At 68.4% G+C, this 18866-nt stretch carries 16 protein-coding genes, 2 tRNA genes and 1 other RNA gene; 10 read left to right on the top strand and 9 right to left on the bottom strand.

Annotated features, from left to right (window positions below):
* Window positions 1–61: 61 nt before the first annotated feature.
* On the bottom strand, window positions 62–286 hold the full coding sequence (locus K0817_RS09805; RefSeq protein ID WP_219981264.1) for an SPOR domain-containing protein: 225 nt from the start codon (window positions 284–286) through the stop codon (window positions 62–64).
* 96 nt (window positions 287–382) lie between these two features.
* On the opposite strand from K0817_RS09805, the gene ppgK reads away from it, so the two are divergent.
* Window positions 383–1147 carry a polyphosphate--glucose phosphotransferase gene (gene ppgK / locus K0817_RS09800; RefSeq protein ID WP_219981263.1) on the top strand — a complete coding sequence of 255 codons (765 nt, stop codon included), beginning with the start codon at window positions 383–385 and terminating at the stop codon, window positions 1145–1147.
* A 24-nt stretch (window positions 1148–1171) separates the two neighbouring features.
* Here the strand turns inward: ppgK and rnpB are convergent.
* The 4 genes from rnpB to K0817_RS09780 all read right to left on the bottom strand — a co-directional run bounded on the left by rnpB (window position 1172) and on the right by K0817_RS09780 (window position 4133).
* Window positions 1172–1541, bottom strand: an RNA gene (gene rnpB / locus K0817_RS09795) — RNase P RNA component class A.
* Window positions 1542–1590: 49 nt separating this feature from the next.
* Window positions 1591–3321: a bifunctional 3'-5' exonuclease/DNA polymerase gene (locus K0817_RS09790; protein WP_219981262.1), complete on the bottom strand. Its 1731-nt coding sequence runs from the start codon at window positions 3319–3321 to the stop codon at window positions 1591–1593.
* A gap of 6 nt (window positions 3322–3327) precedes the next feature.
* Entirely contained in the window at window positions 3328–4059 is a 732-nt protein-coding gene (locus K0817_RS09785; RefSeq protein ID WP_219981261.1) for a zinc ribbon domain-containing protein, read from the bottom strand.
* A gap of 1 nt (window position 4060) precedes the next feature.
* A tRNA-Val gene (locus K0817_RS09780) sits at window positions 4061–4133 on the bottom strand.
* Between the two features lie 141 nt (window positions 4134–4274).
* On the opposite strand from K0817_RS09780, the gene aceE reads away from it, so the two are divergent.
* The 6 genes from aceE to K0817_RS09750 all read left to right on the top strand — a co-directional run bounded on the left by aceE (window position 4275) and on the right by K0817_RS09750 (window position 11874).
* Entirely contained in the window at window positions 4275–7004 is a 2730-nt protein-coding gene (gene aceE, locus K0817_RS09775; protein WP_219981260.1) for a pyruvate dehydrogenase (acetyl-transferring), homodimeric type, read from the top strand.
* Window positions 7005–7012: 8 nt separating this feature from the next.
* Complete coding sequence (locus K0817_RS09770) at window positions 7013–8230, top strand: CdaR family transcriptional regulator (RefSeq protein ID WP_253735286.1); 1218 nt, start codon at window positions 7013–7015, stop codon at window positions 8228–8230.
* 103 nt (window positions 8231–8333) lie between these two features.
* The gene (locus tag K0817_RS09765) at window positions 8334–9245 is read left to right on the top strand and encodes an ACP S-malonyltransferase (protein ID WP_219981259.1); all 912 of its coding nucleotides are present in this window, start codon (window positions 8334–8336) and stop codon (window positions 9243–9245) included.
* Window positions 9246–9256: 11 nt separating this feature from the next.
* Window positions 9257–10258, top strand: a complete 1002-nt coding sequence (locus tag K0817_RS09760; RefSeq protein ID WP_219981258.1) for a beta-ketoacyl-ACP synthase III — start codon at window positions 9257–9259, stop codon at window positions 10256–10258.
* A 73-nt stretch (window positions 10259–10331) separates the two neighbouring features.
* On the top strand, window positions 10332–10580 hold the full coding sequence (locus tag K0817_RS09755) for an acyl carrier protein (protein WP_168913989.1): 249 nt from the start codon (window positions 10332–10334) through the stop codon (window positions 10578–10580).
* 55 nt (window positions 10581–10635) lie between these two features.
* Entirely contained in the window at window positions 10636–11874 is a 1239-nt protein-coding gene (locus K0817_RS09750) for a beta-ketoacyl synthase (protein ID WP_219981257.1), read from the top strand.
* 155 nt (window positions 11875–12029) lie between these two features.
* Here the strand turns inward: K0817_RS09750 and K0817_RS09745 are convergent, their stop codons facing one another.
* The gene (locus tag K0817_RS09745) at window positions 12030–12533 is read right to left on the bottom strand and encodes a DUF3145 domain-containing protein (RefSeq protein WP_219981256.1); all 504 of its coding nucleotides are present in this window, start codon (window positions 12531–12533) and stop codon (window positions 12030–12032) included.
* 158 nt (window positions 12534–12691) lie between these two features.
* Window positions 12692–13465, bottom strand: a complete 774-nt coding sequence (locus K0817_RS09740) for a hypothetical protein (RefSeq protein WP_219981255.1) — start codon at window positions 13463–13465, stop codon at window positions 12692–12694.
* Window positions 13466–13607: 142 nt separating this feature from the next.
* Here K0817_RS09740 and K0817_RS09735 point away from each other — a divergent pair, with 142 nt between their 5' ends.
* Both K0817_RS09735 and K0817_RS09730 read left to right on the top strand, forming a co-directional pair.
* Window positions 13608–15614: a DUF262 domain-containing protein gene (locus tag K0817_RS09735; RefSeq protein WP_219981254.1), complete on the top strand. Its 2007-nt coding sequence runs from the start codon at window positions 13608–13610 to the stop codon at window positions 15612–15614.
* 259 nt (window positions 15615–15873) lie between these two features.
* Window positions 15874–16923, top strand: a complete 1050-nt coding sequence (locus tag K0817_RS09730) for a BtrH N-terminal domain-containing protein (protein ID WP_253735285.1) — start codon at window positions 15874–15876, stop codon at window positions 16921–16923.
* A gap of 91 nt (window positions 16924–17014) precedes the next feature.
* Here K0817_RS09730 and K0817_RS09725 read toward each other — a convergent pair.
* Together K0817_RS09725 and K0817_RS09720 are read right to left on the bottom strand one after the other, a co-directional pair.
* A tRNA-Ile gene (locus tag K0817_RS09725) sits at window positions 17015–17088 on the bottom strand.
* Window positions 17089–17140: 52 nt separating this feature from the next.
* Complete coding sequence (locus K0817_RS09720; protein WP_374209540.1) at window positions 17141–18229, bottom strand: DMT family transporter; 1089 nt, start codon at window positions 18227–18229, stop codon at window positions 17141–17143.
* 42 nt (window positions 18230–18271) lie between these two features.
* Here K0817_RS09720 and def point away from each other — a divergent pair, with 42 nt between their 5' ends.
* The gene (gene def, locus K0817_RS09715) at window positions 18272–18838 is read left to right on the top strand and encodes a peptide deformylase (protein ID WP_219981253.1); all 567 of its coding nucleotides are present in this window, start codon (window positions 18272–18274) and stop codon (window positions 18836–18838) included.
* Window positions 18839–18866 lie beyond the last annotated feature (28 nt).

Below are 18866 nucleotides of genomic sequence, written 5' to 3'. Positions count from 1 at the left end.
GCGCCCGCTGCGCTGGCCTGCCCGCACGGCTCGCTGGGCTGGCCGCACGGCCGATGCCAGACTACTGGTCGCCGCGCGCGTCGCCCGACACGCCGCTCCCCCAGTCATTGTCACGCGCCTCTTCCTCGGCCCAGGCGCGGGAGCGCTCACGGAGGATCTCGGGTGCCCGTGCCGCTTCCTCCGGCGTCTCGAACGGCCCCGCACGATCGACCGCGGGCGACTCGAAGCCCTTCTCGACCTCGCCGGTCTTGAGGTTGTACCAGTACTTCTCGCTGTCGCTGGTCATCGCGCGCTCCTCACATCACGGCTTGCGGTGCTCTGTCTGGTCGATCCTAGTAACGGGCCACGGTTCGTAGGGCGATCGCCTCGATAGGGTGGTGGCATGGCATCACTCGCGACGCGCGCCGTGGGCGTGGACATCGGCGGCACGGGCATCAAAGCGGGGATCGTGGATCTTGACCGCGGCGAGCTGATCAGCGATCGCGTCAAGGTCGCCACGCCCGAGGGCGCCCAGCCGCCCGACGTGCTGGCGGCGGTCACCGAGGTGCTCTCGACCTTGGGCGTCGCGGACGACGAGACGGTGCCGCTGGGGGTGGCCTTTCCCGCCATCGTGAAGAACGGCATGACGCTGTCGGCAGCCAACGTGTCGGAGAAGTGGATCGACTTCGAGGCCGAGAAGTTCTTCGAGAAGGGCTTGGGACGCGACATCCACTTCGCGAACGACGCCGACGTCGCCGGAGTCGCCGAGATGCGCTACGGCGCCGCCAAGGACCAGCGAGGGCTCACGATCCTGACGACGCTCGGTACCGGCATCGGGTCGGCGTTGCTGTACAACGGCGTGCTGGTCCCCAACTCCGAGCTGGGTCACGTGCAGCGGGCCAAGCACGGGAAGGATGCTGAGGCGTACGCGGCCTACTCCGCGATGGAGCGAGACGAGCTCACGTGGGAGGAATGGGCGCAGCGCCTGCAGTGGTACTACAGCCACATCGAGTTCCTGTTCAGCCCGGATCTCTTCGTCGTGGGCGGCGGGGTGTCCAAGCACGCTGACAAGTTCCTGCATCTGCTGGACCTCAAGACGCCGATCGTGCCGGCCGTGCATCGGAACAACGCGGGAATCATCGGGGCTGCCGCGCTCGCCCGGGACTGACTCGGGCGGCCTCGGACGAGAGTGCGAATGGGCCGGCCTGTACGCCGGGTTCTGTCCGGGGGCCGAAGCCCCGTGGACGGTCATCTCTCTCGGCGACACGTTGCCGTGCCGCTCCAGCGGCCTACCCGGGGACTCGGCGGGCCGCGTCGTCATCCCCTGTCTGGCCTTGCTCCGGGCGAGGTTTGCCGTGCGGATCGTGTCACCACGACCCCGGTGGTCTCTTACACCACCCTTTCACCCTTACCGGGACGGATGTCCCGGCGGTCTGCTCTCTGTGGCACTGTCTCGCGGATCTCTCCGGGTGGGTGTTACCCACCGCCCTGCCCTGTGGAGCCCGGACGTTCCTCGGCGCGAGACGGCGAACCGCCCGCGACGCGACCGTCCAGCCGACCCATTCGCACAGTCGAGTCTACCGGCGCGCCCTGACCACGGACTGCGTCGCCTCACGCCTTGAGTGCGGTGTCGGCGACGCGCACGTCCAGCGGGAAGTCGATGGGGAACTCACCGAACAGGATCCTGCCGGCTGTGGCGGCGGCATCGGTCACCGCCTGCGCAGCGGCCTCAGCCTGTTCCTGCGGGGCATGGACGATGACCTCGTCGTGGAGGAAGAAGGCAAGGTGCGCCTGTCGAGCGAAGACCGGACCGGAGCGGGGCGCTGCATCTGCGAGAGGAACGGCCGGCAGCGCAGCGAGCCGGGCCCGCAGATCGGCAAGCCACGCCAGGGCCCACTCGGCCGCCGTGCCCTGGACGATGAAGTTGCGCGTGAATCTGCCGCGATCACGGGCCGATCGGCGTGCGCGCGTCTCGTCGGCGCCGGATGCCTCGACCTGTGTCGCCTGTGACTGCATGACAGACCACTCGGCCGAGGGCAGCGCGGTCGTGCGACCGAGCCACGTCGAGACCAGCCCGCCGTCCTCGCCGATCCTCGCGGCGTCGTCGACCAGGCTCATGGCACGCGGGTACGTTCGCCGCAACCTCGGCACGAGGCGGCCCGACTCTCCCGTCGTCGCTCCGTACATGGCGCCCAGGAGTGCGATCTTCGCCTCCTGGCGCGTCGCGACGGCTCCGCTGTCGACGATGCCGGCGTACAAATCGCGACCACGCGCCGCCGCGGCGAGGGCATGGTCGCCCGACATCGCCGCCAGCACACGTGGCTCGAGCTGGGCGACATCGGCGACCACGAGGCTCCAGCCCGGATCGGCGCGGACCGCCTCGCGCAGCTGACGCGGCAGCTGCAATGCGCCGCCGCCGGAAGACGCCCACCGCCCGGTCACGACACCGCCAGGCACATAGACCGGACGGAAGCGGCCATCGTGCACCCATTCGTCGAGCCACGCCCAGCCGTTGGCCGAGAGCAGTCTCGAGAGCTTCTTGTACTCCAAGAGCGGCTGGATGACGGGATGCCGCTGCTCGGCCAGCTCCCACCGGCTCGTGGAATCCACGAGGACGCCGACGCGGTGAAGCGCGCGCAGCAGCTTCGGCTGCGAGTCGAGGCTCACCGCCGGATCGCCGAGCGCCTCGCGGACGCGCGCGGCGGCTGCCGCCAGAAGTGCCGGCTGAGCGCCGCCGGTGCGACGCTCCCCCAACGTCTCGGTCAGGATTCGGTCGTGCTCGGCGGCGTCCCACGGCAGCCCGGCAGCGCGCAATTCCACGGCGATCAGCGCTCCCGCCGATTCGGCTGCCGTGAGAAGCCGGAGCCGTCCCGGATCGGTGCTCTCCGCGATGGCCTCGCGCTGGCTCGCGAACTCCGCGAGTGCGGCATCCACATCCACGGGAGTCCCGGCTGGGGGTTTGGCGTCCTCGAGGTCGAACAGTCCGGGGGCCTCGGGGTCCGGCTCGACGTACGGCGAGGCATCCCAGCCGACCGCGCTGCGCACCGCCGCATCCGGGCTCACGAGCGCGGATCCGCGGAGAATCGCGTGACTGAGACGCAGATCGTGGCAGCGGCCCACGCGTACGCCCCGAGCGAGGAGGCCGCCATACCACGGTGGTGTGTCGTTCCAGACCCACCGGGGAGACCACGAGGATTCCTCGTCGGCGACCCACTCCGCGAGCCCGGATGCCGGAAGGCGGTGCCGATCACGCTCGTCACCGGACTGATCCAGCTCCACGGCGACCACACCGTCGCCGCTGCGCCCGAGGACGATCCAGGCGGGCGGGTCAGCGGCGCCCACGGTGTGTCACAGACCGGACTCCTCATCCCGGACGAGGATGCAGCCGCATTCGGGACATGTCACGACGGCATCGTCCGCCGCATGGCGCAGCGTGTTGAGGTCGCTTCCGGACAGCACCATGTTGCAGCCCTCGCACGTGCGCCGTCGCAGCAGCGCAGCGCCCGGGGTCCGCACCACGAGCTTCTCGTACAGTGCGAGGAGGTCGGCCGGCACCGCGCCCGCCACGGCTGCTCGGTCGCGCGTCGCCGCTTCGAAGACGGCATTGGCCTCGGCGACGGCTCGCTTGCCGTCTGCGCTCAGATCGGCACCTTCGGCGTTCGTCGCCGCGATCAGCGCCTCCTGCTCGGCGACGGCGGCGTCGGCCTCCTCGAGGCGCTCCATGACCGCGAGCTCCGCGTCCTCGAGGTCGCTCTTGCGGCGGGCAAGGGCCTCGAGTTCGCTCTGGAACCCCTGCACCTCCTTGGAGTTGCTCGACGCGGCGAGCCGCTCGGTATCGCGAGCGGCGCGCGCGTCCACGACGGCGACGTCGGACTCGATCCGCGACAGCTCGGTGCGCAGGTCGTCGCGCGCTCCGAGGCGCACGCTCAACTCTTGCGCGAGCTGCTGACGACGCGCCAGCAGCTCCTGCACGCGAGCTGCCTGCGGCGGGTTCTTGCGGGCGTTGTCCGCCTGACCGATGCGAGCGTCGAGCTGCGCGAGGTCGATGAGGCGGCGCTGGTCGGCGGGGCTGGCATTCACGTGGGCCCTGCCGGGATCGAACCGACGACATCCACGGTGTAAACGTGGCGCTCTACCAGCTGAGCTAAAGGCCCTCGTAACCCAGTCTACGAGGTGCGTCCGTCGCCCCTCGAACTCGGTAGGCTGGCAGATGGTGCGTTGTGCACGGCAGACAAAGCCTGCGCCGCACGGTAGCGATTACCTGGCACGATCTGCCAGACGACGAAAGGTCATCTGTGACTGTCAACGATCAGGATCCGTACTCGCAGGAACCCCTCGACAGCGATCCCGATGAGACCTCTGAGTGGCGAGAGTCACTCCAGCAGCTCGTGCAGGCCAAGGGCCACGGCCGCGGCCGCGAGATCATGCTCAGCCTGCTGCAGACCTCGCATGAGCTGCAGCTGAACGTGCCGCAGGTTCCCACCACCGACTACATCAACACCATCGCGCCCGACAACGAGCCCGAGTTCCCCGGTGACGAAGAACTCGAGCGACGTTACCGCCGCTGGATCCGGTGGAACGCCGCCGTCACGGTGCATCGGGCACAGCGTCCGGGCATCGGGGTCGGCGGCCACATCTCCACCTACGCCTCATCGGCGTCACTGTACGAAGTCGGCTTCAATCACTTCTTCCGCGGGCTCGACGACCCCAACGGTGGCGACCAGATCTTCATCCAGGGGCATGCCTCCCCCGGCATCTACGCACGTTCCTTCCTCGAAGGACGTCTCAGCGAAGCGCAGCTCGACGGTTTCCGTCAGGAGAAGTCGAAGGCACCTGAGGGTCTGCCGTCGTACCCGCACCCGCGTCTGATGCCCGAGTACTGGCAGTTCCCGACCGTGTCGATGGGGCTCGGCCCGATCAACGCGATCTACCAGGCGATGACCAACAAGTACCTCACCAACCGCGGGATCAAGGACCTCTCGAGCTCCCGGGTGTGGGCCTTCCTCGGCGACGGGGAGATGGACGAGGTCGAGAGTCGTGGGCAGCTTCAGGTCGCCGCCAACGAAGGCCTGGACAACCTGACCTTCGTCGTCAACTGCAATCTGCAGCGCCTCGACGGTCCGGTCCGCGGCAACGGCAAGATCATCCAGGAGCTCGAGAGCTTCTTCCGCGGAGCCGGCTGGAACGTCATCAAGGTCGTCTGGGGCAGCGGGTGGGACGAGCTGCTGTCGAAGGATGTCGACGGGGCCCTCGTGCACCTCATGAACACGACACCCGACGGCGACTTCCAGACCTATCGGGCCGAGGACGGCGCCTTCATCCGCGAGCACTTCTTCGGACGCGACGAGCGCACCGCCGCGCTCGTGAAGGACTGGTCCGACGAGGACATCTGGGGCAACCTGCGCCGTGGGGGTCTGGACTACCGCAAGGTCTACGCCGCATACAAGGCCGCGAGCGAGCACAAGGGCCAGCCCACCGTCATCCTTGCCAAGACGATCAAGGGCTATGGTCTCGGCCACCACTTCGAGGGCCGCAACGCGACCCATCAGATGAAGAAGATGACGCTGCAGGATCTCAAGTACTTCCGCGACTCGATGCGGATTCCGATCACGGATGAGCAGCTCGACCGGAACCCGTACGAACCGCCGTACTACAACCCCGGCGCGCAAGACGAGACCATCCAGTACATGCTCGATCGTCGACGCGAGCTCGGCGGGTTCCTGCCGGAGCGCCGTTCGCATCACGTGGGGCTTCAGCTGCCGGGAGACGAGGCGTACGCGCTTCCGAAGAAGGGCTCGGGCACGCAGGAGATCGCCACCACGATGGCCTTCGTGCGGCTGCTCAAAGACCTGTTGCGCGCCAAGGACTTCGGGCACCGCATCGTGCCCATCATTCCCGACGAAGCGCGGACGTTCGGCATGGACGCCTACTTCCCGACGGCGAAGATCTACAACCCCCACGGCCAGAACTACACCTCGGTCGACCGCGAGCTGCTCCTGGCGTACAAGGAGAGCCCGCAGGGGCAGATCCTGCACGTCGGCATCAACGAGGCGGGTGCCGTCGCGGCATTCACCGCCACAGGCACGTCGTACTCGACGCACGGCGAGCCGCTCATCCCGGTGTACGTCTTCTACTCGATGTTCGGCTTCCAGCGGACCGGCGACGCGCAGTGGGCGGCGGGCGACCAGATGGCGCGTGGCTTCATCATCGGCGCGACCGCAGGCCGCACCACGCTGACCGGCGAGGGCCTGCAGCACGCCGACGGCCACTCCCACCTTCTCGCCTCGACGAATCCGGCCACGCTGTCGTACGACCCGGCATACGGCTACGAGATCGCGCACATCGTGCGCGCCGGCATCGAGCGCATGTACGGCGGGAACCATCCCGACCCCAATGTCATGTACTACCTGACGGTGTACAACGAGCCGCTCGTTCAGCCCGCCGAGCCCGAGGACGTGGACGTGGACGGCATCGTCCGCGGCATCCACCGCATCTCGTCCCCCGTGGGAGACGGACCGCGTGCCCAGCTCCTCGCGTCCGGCGTGGGCGTGCCGTGGGCGCTCGAGGCCCAGCAGCTGCTTCGGGACGACTGGGGCGTGCAGGCCGACGTGTGGTCGGTCACGTCGTGGACCGAGTTGCGTCGTGACGGCCTCGCCGCCGACGAGCACAACTTCTTGCACCCGGATTCCGAGCCGAAGACCGCGTACATCACGCAGAAGCTGAAGGACACCCCGGGACCGGTCGTCGCGGTGAGCGACTTCATGCACGCGGTGCAGGACCAGATCCGGCCCTGGGTGGAGCACCGCTTCGCAACGCTCGGGGCCGACGGCTTCGGGTTCTCGGACACGCGTCCCGCGGCACGTCGATTCTTCAAGATCGACGGACCGTCGATCGTCGTGCGCACGCTCCAGGCACTCGCCGCGGACGGCGTCGTCGACCGTGGTCTGGCGGCACAGGCCATCGAGAAGTACCGTCTACACGATGTGACCGCGGGAACGAGCGGGAACGCCGGCGGCGAGAGCTGACGCGTCGCATGCCCTCGACCGCTGCGATGGACAAAGACGACACGCTCGCGTGGCTTCGGCGCATCTCAGGCGACATCGCGACCGTCACCATCAAGCGGCTCGAAGACACCCTGCCCTGGTATGCCGAGATGCCACCGGCCCGGCGCTCCGCCGTCGGGCTGGTGGCGCAGGCCGGCATCACGTCGTTCATCCAGTGGTACGACGATCCCCAATCCACTCCCTGGATCGCCTCCGACATCTTCGCGGCAGCGCCGCGTGAGTTGCTGCGCAGCGTCAGCCTCCAGCAGACGCTGCAGCTGATCCGAGTCACCGTCGAGGTGACCGAGGAGCGTGTCGCGGGCAGGGGCGAGCACCTCCGCGAGGCGATCCTGCTCTACTCCCGCGAAGTGGCCTTCGCCGCGGCGGACGTCTACGCGCGAGCCGCAGAAGCACGCGGGCTGTGGGATGCACGGCTCGAGGCGCTCGTCGTGGATTCGATCCTCACCGGCGAGGCCGACGAGGAGCTGCCGAGCCGCATCGCCGCTCTGGGTTGGCACGGACACGGCGAGGTCTCGGTGCTGGTGGGGACCACACCTCCCCAGTTCGATGTCGACCAGTTGCGCCGGACCGCTCGAAAGCTCGGCGTCGATGTGCTGATCGGCGTCCAGGGCTCGCGCCTGGTGCTGGTGCTCGGCCGCGCCGAGCTGTCGGCACGGGCCGACGAGCCGGCCGCGGACCTGCCGTTCGACGAGATCGCGAAACGCCTGGAGCCCGGGTTCGGGAGCGGATACCTGGTGCTGGGTCCGACGGTGCCGGCCCTGGTCGACGCCGGACAGAGCGCACGGGGTGCCCTCGCCGGGTTCGCGGTCGCGCGGGCATGGCGCCATGCGCCGCGTCCGGTCGAAGCGGACGATCTGCTCCCGGAGCGGGCGCTAGCCGGCGATCCACTCGCGAAGCAGACCCTTGTGGAGCGCATCTACCGCCCGTTGCAGGCGCACAGCTCTGACCTCGTCTCGACGCTGTGGGCCTACCTCGACAACGGCCGGTCTCTCGAGGCCACCGCGCGCGAACTGTTCGTCCACCCGAATACGGTGCGCTACCGCCTGAAGCGCGTGTCGGAAGTCATCGGCTGGGATGCGACCGGCCCACGGGAGGCGCTGATCCTCCAGACCGCGCTGATCCTCGGCTCGATCGGCACGGATGCCACGCGCCGGCGCCCGACGGCCGCTCGGCGCGGAGCATCCTGACGGGCCGAGTCGTGCACTGTGTGGACGCCACGCACAAAGCATGCCCGCATTCTTGTGACGAAACCGCCAGAACCCGCCTCGTGAACATTGACAGGATGGAACAGTGAGAATTGCGGTCTTCCCCGGTCAGGGCTCCCAGTCCCCCGGCTTCCTCGCCCCCTGGCTCGCGGTCGAGGGTGCACGCGAGCGTCTCGCGCAGTACTCCGAGTGGTCGGGTGTCGACCTCCTCGCAGCGGGCACCGAATGGGACGCTGACCGGATCCGCGACACGCAGGTGGCCCAGCCGCTGATCGTCGCGGCGAGTCTGCTGTCGTGGAACGCGCTGCCGGGCCGCGAGCGCATCGACGGTGTCGCCGGACACTCGGTCGGCGAGTTCGCCGCTGCCGCAGCCGCCGGCGTCCTCACCGAGCAGGCGGCGCTCAGCCTCGTCGGCACTCGCGGGCGTGCGATGGCCGAGGCCGCCGCGGCTGCCGACACCGGAATGAGCGCCGTCATCGGCGGCGACGAAGCAACCGTCCTCGCCCGTCTCGAAGAGCTTGAACTGGCGCCGGCCAACTACAACGGCGGTGGTCAGCTCGTCGTGGCGGGCACCGCCGAGGGCCTCCGCGCGCTGGCCGCCGAGCCGCCGACCGGCACCCGGGTGATCCCGCTCCAGGTCGCGGGCGCGTTCCACACGCGCTATATGGCGCCCGCCGTCGAGAAGCTCCGCGCCGCTGCAGGAGCGGCCGCCGCTTCCGATCCGACCGTGACCCTCTGGACCAACAGCGATGGCGCGGCCGTCACGTCGGGCGTGGCTTTCGTGGAGCTGCTGGTGAACCAGGTCGCATCTCCGGTGCGCTGGGATCTGTGTATGGCTTCGTTCGCCGACGCGGGGATCGACGGGCTGGTGGAGCTCACCCCTGCAGGTACGCTGACGGGACTCGCCAAGCGCGCTCTGCGCGGCATCCCCGCCGTGGCGGTCAAGACCCCCGACGACCTGGACGCCGCGGCAGCGCTGCTCGCCGCCGACGTGTGACCGGAGACATCATGACTCGAACGCTCGTCCAGCCCACCGGTGCCGCTCACACGCGCATCTATGCCTACGGCGCTGCCCGCGGCGAGATCGCCGTCCCCAACGACGATCTCGTCGGTCCGATCGATTCGAGCGATGAGTGGATCCGTCAGCGCACCGGCATCGTGACGCGCACGCGTGCGGTCCGCGAGACCGACGCGATCGATCTGGCGACGGATGCCGCCCGCGAAGCGATCGTGCGGTCCGGGGTTGACCCGGCGCAGGTGGACGCCGTCATCGTGGCCACCGTCAGCAATCCCAAGCAGACGCCGTCCGTTTCGGCGATCGTCGCCGATCGCGTGGGAGCGAACCCCGCCGCGGCGTACGACCTCAATGCCGCGTGTGCCGGCTTCGCCTACGGCGTCGCTCAGGCCGACGCGCTCATCCGCGCGGGAGCCGCGCACTACGCGGTCGTCATCGGCGCGGAGAAGCTGAGCGATGTCGTCGATCCCACTGATCGCAGCATCTCGTTCCTGCTTGGCGACGGCGCCGGAGCAGTCGTCATCGGGCCGAGCGACACGCCCGGCATCGGCCCCACCATCTGGGGATCGGACGGCTCGAAGGCAGATGCTGTCGGGATGAACCACACCCTCACCGACTTCCGGGACGGCCTCGCTCCCTGGCCGACGCTCCGCCAGGAGGGCCCGACCGTCTTCCGGTGGGCGGTGTGGGAGATGGTGAAGGTCGCCCGACAGGCCCTGGAGGCGGCCGGGATCGAGGCATCCGATCTCGCCGCATTCGTGCCCCACCAGGCGAACATGCGCATCATCGACGAGTTCGCGAAGCAGCTGGGCCTGCCCGACACCGTGGCGATCGGCCGTGACATCGAGACGACCGGCAACACGTCGGCCGCCTCCATCCCGCTCGCAACCCACCGTCTCCTCGAGGAGAACCCCGGTCTCAGCGGCGGCCTCGCGCTGCAGATCGGGTTCGGCGCCGGCCTCGTGTTCGGCGCGCAGGTCGTCGTCCTTCCGTGAGGCCGGACCGCACGACTCTAGACTGAGATCCGCCCGCCCGGGCTGTCGTACCCCCCAAGAAACAGGAGAAACCATGGCATTCACCACCGACGAGGTCCTCGCCGGGCTCGCCGAGCTCATCACCGATGAGACGGGCATCTCGGCCGACGAGGTCGCTCTCGAGAAGTCGTTCACGGATGACCTCGACATCGACTCGATCTCGATGATGACGATCGTCGTCAACGCCGAGGAGAAGTTCGGCGTCACCATCCCCGACGACGAGGTGAAGAACCTCAAGACCGTCGGCGACGCCGTCAGCTACATCACGTCGAACCAGGCGTAGCAGCCCCGGTGGGGGCTGCGGCCCCCACCGGCTCACCCACGAGGATCTGGACCACATGAGCAACTCCCGCATCGTCGTCACCGGCATCGGCGCTTCGTCGCCTCTCGGTGGGACGGCACCAGAGAGCTGGTCGGCGCTGTTGGACGGCGCCTCCGGCACCAGCACCCTCGAGCACGAATGGGTCGAGCAGTATCAGCTGCCGGTCACGTTCGCCGCACAGGCGAAGGTGCGGCCCGACACGGTCCTGGATCGCCCCGTGGCGAAGCGTCTCGACCCGGCGTCGCAGTTCGCGCTGGTCGCGGCGATGGAGGCATGGGCGGATGCCGGAAGCCCCGACGTCGAGCCGGAGAGGCTCGGAGTCGACTTCGCCACCGGCATCGGCGGCGTCTGGACGCTCCTGGACGCGTGGGACACCCTGCGTGAGAAGGGCCCGCGGCGGGTCATGCCGATGACGGTGCCGATGCTCATGCCGAACGCCGCCGCGGGAAACCTCTCGCTGCACTTCGGCGCCCGCGCATACGCCCGCACGGTCGCGAGTGCGTGCGCCTCGAGCACCGAGTCGATCGTGAACGCCGTGGAGCACATCCGTGCGGGCCTTGCCGACGTCGTGATCGCCGGCGGCACCGAGTCCGCCATCCATCCCATCACGATCGCGTCGTTCGCTTCGATGCAGGCCCTCTCGCGACGCAACGACGACCCGGCGACCGCTTCCCGGCCGTGCAGTGTCGACCGCGACGGCTTCGTCATGGGAGAGGGCGCCGGTGCGCTCATCCTCGAGACCGAGGAGCACGCGCGCGCTCGCGGCGCCAAGATCTACGGCGTGGTCGTCGGTGGCGGCGTGACGGCCGATTCGTACCACATCACCGCGAACGATCCCGAGGGGCTCGGCGCCGCACGTGCCGTGCGCATGGCGCTGGCGATGGCGGATGCCTCCCCCGACGATGTCACGCACATCAACGCACACGCCACGTCGACGCCGGTCGGTGACCCGAACGAGTACCAGGCGCTCAAGGCCGTGTTCGGGGCGCGCGTCGAAGAGATCCCCGTCTCGGCGACGAAAGCGTCGACAGGGCACCTGCTCGGAGGCACCGGCGCGCTGGAGGCGATCTTCACGATCCTTGCGCTGCGGGACGGGGTCGCTCCCCCGACGATCAACATCACCACCCAGGATCCCGAGGTTCCGTTCCGGATCTCCGGCTCCACGACGCCGCTCGGCGACGGTCAGCAGCTGGCGATCAGCAACTCGTTCGGCTTCGGCGGCCACAACGCCGTCGCGGCCTTCGCATCGGCGTAGGGCCGGCACACGACACGAAGACGCCCCCGGCGAAGCCGGCCGGGGGCGTCTGTCGTTCTCAGGCGGTGGCGATTCGCTTTCTCAGCGCCAGGAGTGTCTTCACCGGCATCCGGTAGTCACGCCGCGCCCCGCCTGACGTCTCTCCACGCTGGCGACTATCCCACCTTGTGCAGCCAGACCACAGGGGCCTCGTCGCTGGCGTGACGGAAGGGCTCGAGCTCGTCGTCCCATGCCGCCCCGAGCGCGACCTGAAGCTCGCGCTGCAACTCGAAGGCATCGCCGCTCGCGATGTCCATGGCGTACCGGATGCGATCCTCGCCGATCACGACGTTGCCGGCGGAGTCGGTCTGCGCGTAGTGGATGCCCAGGCCCGGCGTGTGCAGCCACCGCCCGCCGTCGCTGCGCGGCGTCGGGTCCTCAGTGACTTCGAAGCGCAAGTGCTCCCAGCCGCGGATCGCCGTGGCCAGCGCAGCACCGGTGCCGGCGGCGCCCTCCCAGTAGAACTCGCACCGGCGGCTGCCCGTGAGAACCGGCTGGTCGGTCCAGTCGAAGTTCACGGCGCGCCCGAGAGCACGCCCTACCGCCCACTCGAGGTGGGGGCACAACGCCCGTGGCGCCGAGTGAATGTAGATCACTCCGCGCGCCTGTGGTGTCGCCATGATCTCTCCGTTCGTCAGGTGCGTCTTCCCCTACGACCTGACTCACTGAGTTGAGCTCACAGCGTGCTTTTCGGTTGTGCTGTCGCCATTATCGCCGAAAGGGCGGCCGAATCACAAGAGTGTGATTCGGCCGCCCTGCCGAGGTGCTCCGGTGAGGCTCAGGCCTCGCTCATCGCCTGCACCTCGAGCTGGCCCTTCGCGGCGTAGTACGCGGCCCGGGCGGCGTCCTTGCGGGCCTGCTCGGCGTAGCCCGCTTCGAGCACGTCCTGCGGCACGTCGACGCTCTCGGCCCTGTTCACACCGTTGTGCTTCTCGATGTACGCATCCAGCTCGGGACCGGAGGTCCACGAGGTGATGAGGCAGTAGCGCGGCTCGCTGCCCACATGGGTCGCCGCGTGCCACAGGCGCTGCGTGTCGATGATCAGCTGAGCGCCGGCCGGGAGCGCGATGCGAACCTCGCCCGCCGGATCGGTGCGGTTCTCACGCAGCACGAAGAAGCTGTCTTTGTCATCCGTGAGGTTGAAGAATCCGCGTACAACCCAGCCGGTCCCGTCGGGGTTCAGCCGGTTGTTGTCGTCCTGGTGGAGGTTGTACAGGCACTCCCCGTAAGGAGTGGGCTGCAGCTCGATGACGCGGCAACGGCCGACGTTGGCGCCCGGCTCCTGTGCGCGGCGCACGAGGTTCGGCGCCTTCTCGACCTGCGAGTCGATCCACACGCCGTCCTTGTCGGTGCGCGGCGGCTTGTGGTTCCAGAAGCCGTTGCACTCGATCTCACCGAAGGCGCTGGCCAGCGGTGCGAATCGTGTGTCGCCCGAGGACTTCCAATCGTTGTACTCGATGTCGAGCCATTCCTTGGGGTCGAGCTCCTGGTTGTAGCGGTCGAGGACGACATAGCCGGTCTCTTCGAGCGCGGCGGACTTGATATAACCCATGACGAATCATGCCTTTCGGTCAGCGGGCCAGCGCGTTTTTACAGGCCCAACTTAGGCAAGCCTACCTCGGGGTTCCGGGCGCCCGCCGGGACGCTCCGGCAACTCTCGTCCGCGCGTGCCCGGCCCGTAGACTGGACACGCCATGGTCAGTGCCACGAATGTCGACGCCACCGCTGTCAACACGATCGGGTGGCTGTCGGCAGCCGATTGGACCATCGTCGTCCCGGTATACCAGCGGCAGTACCGGTGGGATATCGGCGCTTGCGAGCAGTTGCTCGCCGATATCCGCGCGGTCGCCGACCTGGACGACGGACACATGCACTTCATCGGGTCGATCCTGTCCTCCGCGGGTGGGGGCACCGACACCGCGGAGCTCGTCCTCATCGACGGCCAGCAGCGTACGACGACCCTCATGCTGCTGGTCGCGGCACTGCATCACACCGTCCGTGAGTCCGACCCCGCGCTGGCCGATGAGCTCGCCCGCGTACTCGTGCATTCCGACGACCCGACGCTGACGAAGCTGCGCCCTCACCACGCGTGGGCGTCGGTGTTCGAGCGAGTGGTGCTCGACCTTGCGCTTCCCGCCGGTGAGTCCCGCGATTCGCGCTTCGACGACAACTACGCCTTTTTCCGCAGCCAGATCAGCCTCGACGAGGCGCCCCACATCTGGCGCGGTCTGCAGAAGCTCGAGCATGTGGCGATCACCCTGGGCACCGGTGCCAACGCGCAACAGATCTTCGAGAGCCTCAATTCCACCGGTGAGCCGCTGCGCGACCACGAGCTCATCCACAATTACGTGCTCATGGGGCTCGGTCACGTCGAGCAGCGCGGGATCGAGTCCGAGTACTGGCGCGTGATCGAGCAGAACACCGGCGAGTCGATTGCGGATTTCTGGCGTCAGTATCTCGTCATGAAGACCGGCCGCGAGGTCTCAATCGTCGGCGGGCGTGGCGTCTACGACGCGTTCCGACACGAGTTTCCTCGCCTCGACTACTCGGAGCTCATTCGCTACGCGCAGGAGTGGCGGGCGCTCTCGCGGGTGTATCGGACGATGCTCGTCCCGGAGGACGCGCCGGATCCCGAGGTCGGCCGTCATCTCGGTTATCTGAACACGTTCGGCACGACGATGTACCCGCTCGTGATGCTCGCGTATCGCGACTTCGAGCTCGGCGCCCTCGATCGGAACGACCTGATCGCAACGCTCGAGATGGTGCAGGCGCTTCTCGTTCGGCGCTCCGTCGTCGGCACGGGTACCGAGCGACTCGTGGCACGACTGTGTCGCGCCCGCGGCGACAGTGCCGATGCCCTCGTCTCGGCGATCTCACGCATCACTCCGTCGGACGAGCGCGTCGCTGCGGCGCTCAAGTACGTCGACCTCCCGCACCCCCGCTACGTGCTCGGCCGCATCGCCGGCGTGGACGGCGCCGGTGGCATGGACCTCGAGCACATCGTGCCGCTCGCGCCCTCAGACGCGTGGACCGGTGACGGCATGCGGGAATGGGCGGCGTACAGCGAGGACGAGCAGAACAGCCACCGGGCCCTCGCCAACACGATCGGCAATCTGACTCTGCTCGAGGAGGATCTCGCCCTACGCGCCTTCGACCGTTCCTTCCCCGAGAAGCGCGCGCTCTATGCACGCAGCGCCGTGGCCACCACGGCGGCGATCGGCACCCTCGACAGCTGGAGCACCGCGGCGATCGCCGCGCGCTCGGCGCAGCTCGCCGGCCGATTCGTCGAGATCTGGCAGCGGCCGGGTGGACCCGCCATCGACGATGACGGCCTGACTCCCATCCTCGATGCGATCCGACGGCGCGGCTGGCCACCCGGCTGGCAGCGTGAGTGGTCGTACGTGGAGTACTGCGGCGAGCATTGGGAGGTGTACGACGTCAAGCACCTCTTCAACCGCATCTTCAAGCGGCTGTGGGCGGACTCGCGCGAAGCCGTCGTCGCCTACAGCCGCGGGCGCGGCGGACCGGTGTACACGGCGCAATCGTGGAACGGGCAATGGGACCGATTGGATGACGAGCACTCGCTTTACATGGGCTGGGACTCCAGCTACATGCTCAGCGCCGTGCAGGGCGTCCTCGCAGAGGCGGGCTTGGCGCCCGAGGTGTTCGTCAAGTACTCCTACATCGGCAACGCGATGTGAGTGACGGCGGCGGACGCCGGGACACTTCTTCTCGACCAGCCTCGAACCCGGCGGTATGCTGAGCGCGCGGCTCCGCCCGCCAGCCCGTCCTCCGGCCCACGCCCGGTGGCATCCCAGGCAAAGGTGACTCGGTCATCGCGGACGACATGTCGACGGTGCATTCACACGGGTCGTCGCCGGGAGATGCGTGGGGGACGTCGGCGGCCGGCCGGAAACTGTGAGTGATGAACGACGACACATTACGCGCCGGCGGTATGCGATGACCGCGCGCAAAGCCTTCAAAGCCCGGGTGCGGGCCGAGATGTCGGCATCCGGGCGCACTTACGCACAGGCGGCGGCGATGCTGGAGGCGGGGAATCCCGCCAGGCCGGCAGACGCGCACCCGGCGTCTGCTCTGGTGGTCGCCCTCTTGCGTGCCCACGGCATGGATCTCGCTCCGGAGGCCGCTTTCGGCGTAGGGGGCGGCATCGGTTTCATGTACGCGGTCTTCACCTACGCCGAGGTGGACCACCCGCTCCTGACCATCGTCTGCCAGCATCATCCCGCGCCATGGGCTCCGACGATGCTCGATCGGCTCGGCATCCCCCACGTCCAGGTCAAGACGAAGGCACTCACCGTCGCGCTCTTGCGCGACCGGAGACCGGTCATCCTTCCTCTCGCGCGCGGTTCATTGAACTGGTTGCACCCGTCGGCCGACGAACGCGAGGAACAGGTGGTCCTGATCCTTCCTGCGGAGGAGGGCGGGTGTCGTGTCCTCGATGGGTCGGGGTCAGCGCAGACGATGTCGGTGGAGGACATCGTCACGGCATACATGCTGTCTCGGCGCAAGCATCCGGTCATCGCTGTGGAGGAAGCAGCGGGCGCGCAGCTCGATGTCGCCACCCCGCTGAGGGCGGGCCTCCGAGCGTGTGTGGCAGGCATGACCGGACCCGTGCTCGGCAATTCCTTCGACGTGAACTTCGGCCTCTCGGGGTTGGAGAAGTGGGCGCAGCGCGCCGACGGAGTAGGGAGGGACGACTGGCCCGCCCTTTTCGGGTCGAATCCTGTGTGGCGTACGCGTCTGGTGGACGGGATCGAGCGCGAGCACACTGCACCCACCGCGGGCCGCCCTCTCTTCGCGCGGACGCTTCGCCTCGCGAACCTCGACGCGGCCGCTGCGGCGTTCGAGCGCTCTGCGGGCCACTGGCGGACGATCTCGCATCGGGCCGGGTCAGGAACGTTGACGTATTCTCAACTCGCACACGAGGTGAGGCGTATCCGCGACCTGGAGGCGGAGGGCACAGCGCTCCTGGCTGAAAAACTGCGCTGACGCGTGCTCGTCATGCCGTCGGCGCGGGCCATCGTCCGCAGGCTCGCTCTGCGCGTGTCCCCGCCGCCGTTGGGGCGGACGGGGACGCTCGTAGGGCGGGTGGGACTTGAACCCACGATCGTCGGGTTATGAGCCCGCTGCCTTGACCAGCTTGGCCACCGCCCCTCGCACGTCTCCGTGCGCAGACGAGCCTACCGCGCGCGTCGCCGCGGACGCTTCAGCGTTCTTCGGATCCGTCCGCCGGGTCGTTCACCGGCGGCTCCGGCCAGACCTTGGCGACAGCCTCCGTGACGCGGATGGAGCCGGTGCGCGGCTCCGCGACATCCATCCCGTGCCCGCTGCTGCCGCGCTGGATTGGGAGTTCCTGGCTGTCGCTGATGATCTGCGGGTGATGGCGGGCGAGCTGGAACACGCCCCACACCGCAACGGCACCCACCGCGCCGAACGCGATGTAGACCCACAGTGGCGCCCCGGCGACCTCCTGCAGGACGATCAGGCCGATGAGGATCGCGACGATCGGATCCACCACGGTCAGCCCCGCGACGACGAGATCGGGCGGGCCTGACGAGTACGCGGTCTGGACGAAATACGCACCGACGATGGCGGTCACGATCAGCGCGGCCAGGCACAGCATCGTGAGCCATTCGAAGTCGCCGCGCTGGATGCGTACGATGACGACCTTGGCCAGCGTTGCCACGAAACCATAGATGACGCCGGCCGCGGTGATGTAGAACAGCGGGCCGATGCGTTTGCGGAACCAGATGAACAGCCCCGCGAAGACGAGGGTGACCACGCCTAGCAGCACGAGGATCGTGATCAGCTGCTGGTTCGACACCGGCCTCTCGGTCGCGAACAGGGCGGCGATCGTGACGAACACGAAGATGCCGCCGACACACGCGGCGATTGCGATCAGCGACCGCTTGGTGGGCTTGTGACCGCTGATCTGCGCGTTCAGGAGCGTGGTGATGACCAGGGCGATCGCCCCGAGCGGCTGCACGACGATCAGCGGCGCGTATGCGAGGGCCGTCAGCTGGCAGATGATCGCGATGCCCAGCATGACCGTTCCGAGCACCCACGACGGTCGCGAGAGCAGTTTGAACAGGTTCCCGGCGCTCAGCCCCTCGTGCCCGGTCGCACCGCTGAGCTGCTCGACCTTGGTGACGCCGCGGTGCTGGTACTGTGCGCCGAACGACATGAACACTGCGCCGAGCAGGGCCAGCGGGATGCCGATGAGCAGGCCGGGGTTCTGAAACGCGCCGACGAGCTGATCGCCCACGTCCTCGAGCTCGGCCACCATCCACACCACACACCGACACTAACCTGCGACGCCGGTCGATAGGCTCAAGGCGTGGCTGTTCTCCCGATTCGCATCATGGGTGATCCCGTCCTCCACTCGCCCGCCGCGCCGGTGGATGAGATCACCGACGAGATCCGCACGCTGATCGCCGACATGTTCGAGACGATGGATACCGCGCCCGGTGTGGGGCTCGCCGCTCCCCAGGTGGGAGTCCCGCTGCGGATCTACACCTACGCCTACGCGGACGACGAGGGCGCACCGTGGCGTGGCGTGATCGTCAACCCGGAGCTGTGGATGCGCCCGCTCGAACCCGGCGACCCGGACCCCGACGACGAGGCGGAAGGCTGCCTGTCGTTTCCTGGCGAGCGGTTCGCGCTACGCCGCTCGGACGAGGTGATGGTGACCGGCCTGGATGCCGAGGGCCGGCCGGTGCGCATTCAGGTCGACGGCTGGCGCGCCCGCATCATGCAGCACGAGTTCGATCATCTCGACGGCATCCTGTACGTCGACCGCCTCGGCGACGGCGACTGGAAGACCGTGCAGAAGATCGCGCGCAAGCGCGGGTGGGGTAGGCCCGGTCAGTCCTGGACTCCCGGGATCGACGATCTCGAGGGTTGACGGCTTCGCACACGACACCGGAGGCCGC

The organism is Microbacterium sp. HD4P20 (genome assembly GCF_019449275.2).
Lineage (GTDB): Bacteria > Actinomycetota > Actinomycetes > Actinomycetales > Microbacteriaceae > Microbacterium.
The sequence above is the reverse complement of the archived record's forward strand: the minus strand, read 5'-3'. Positions and strand labels throughout refer to the sequence as shown.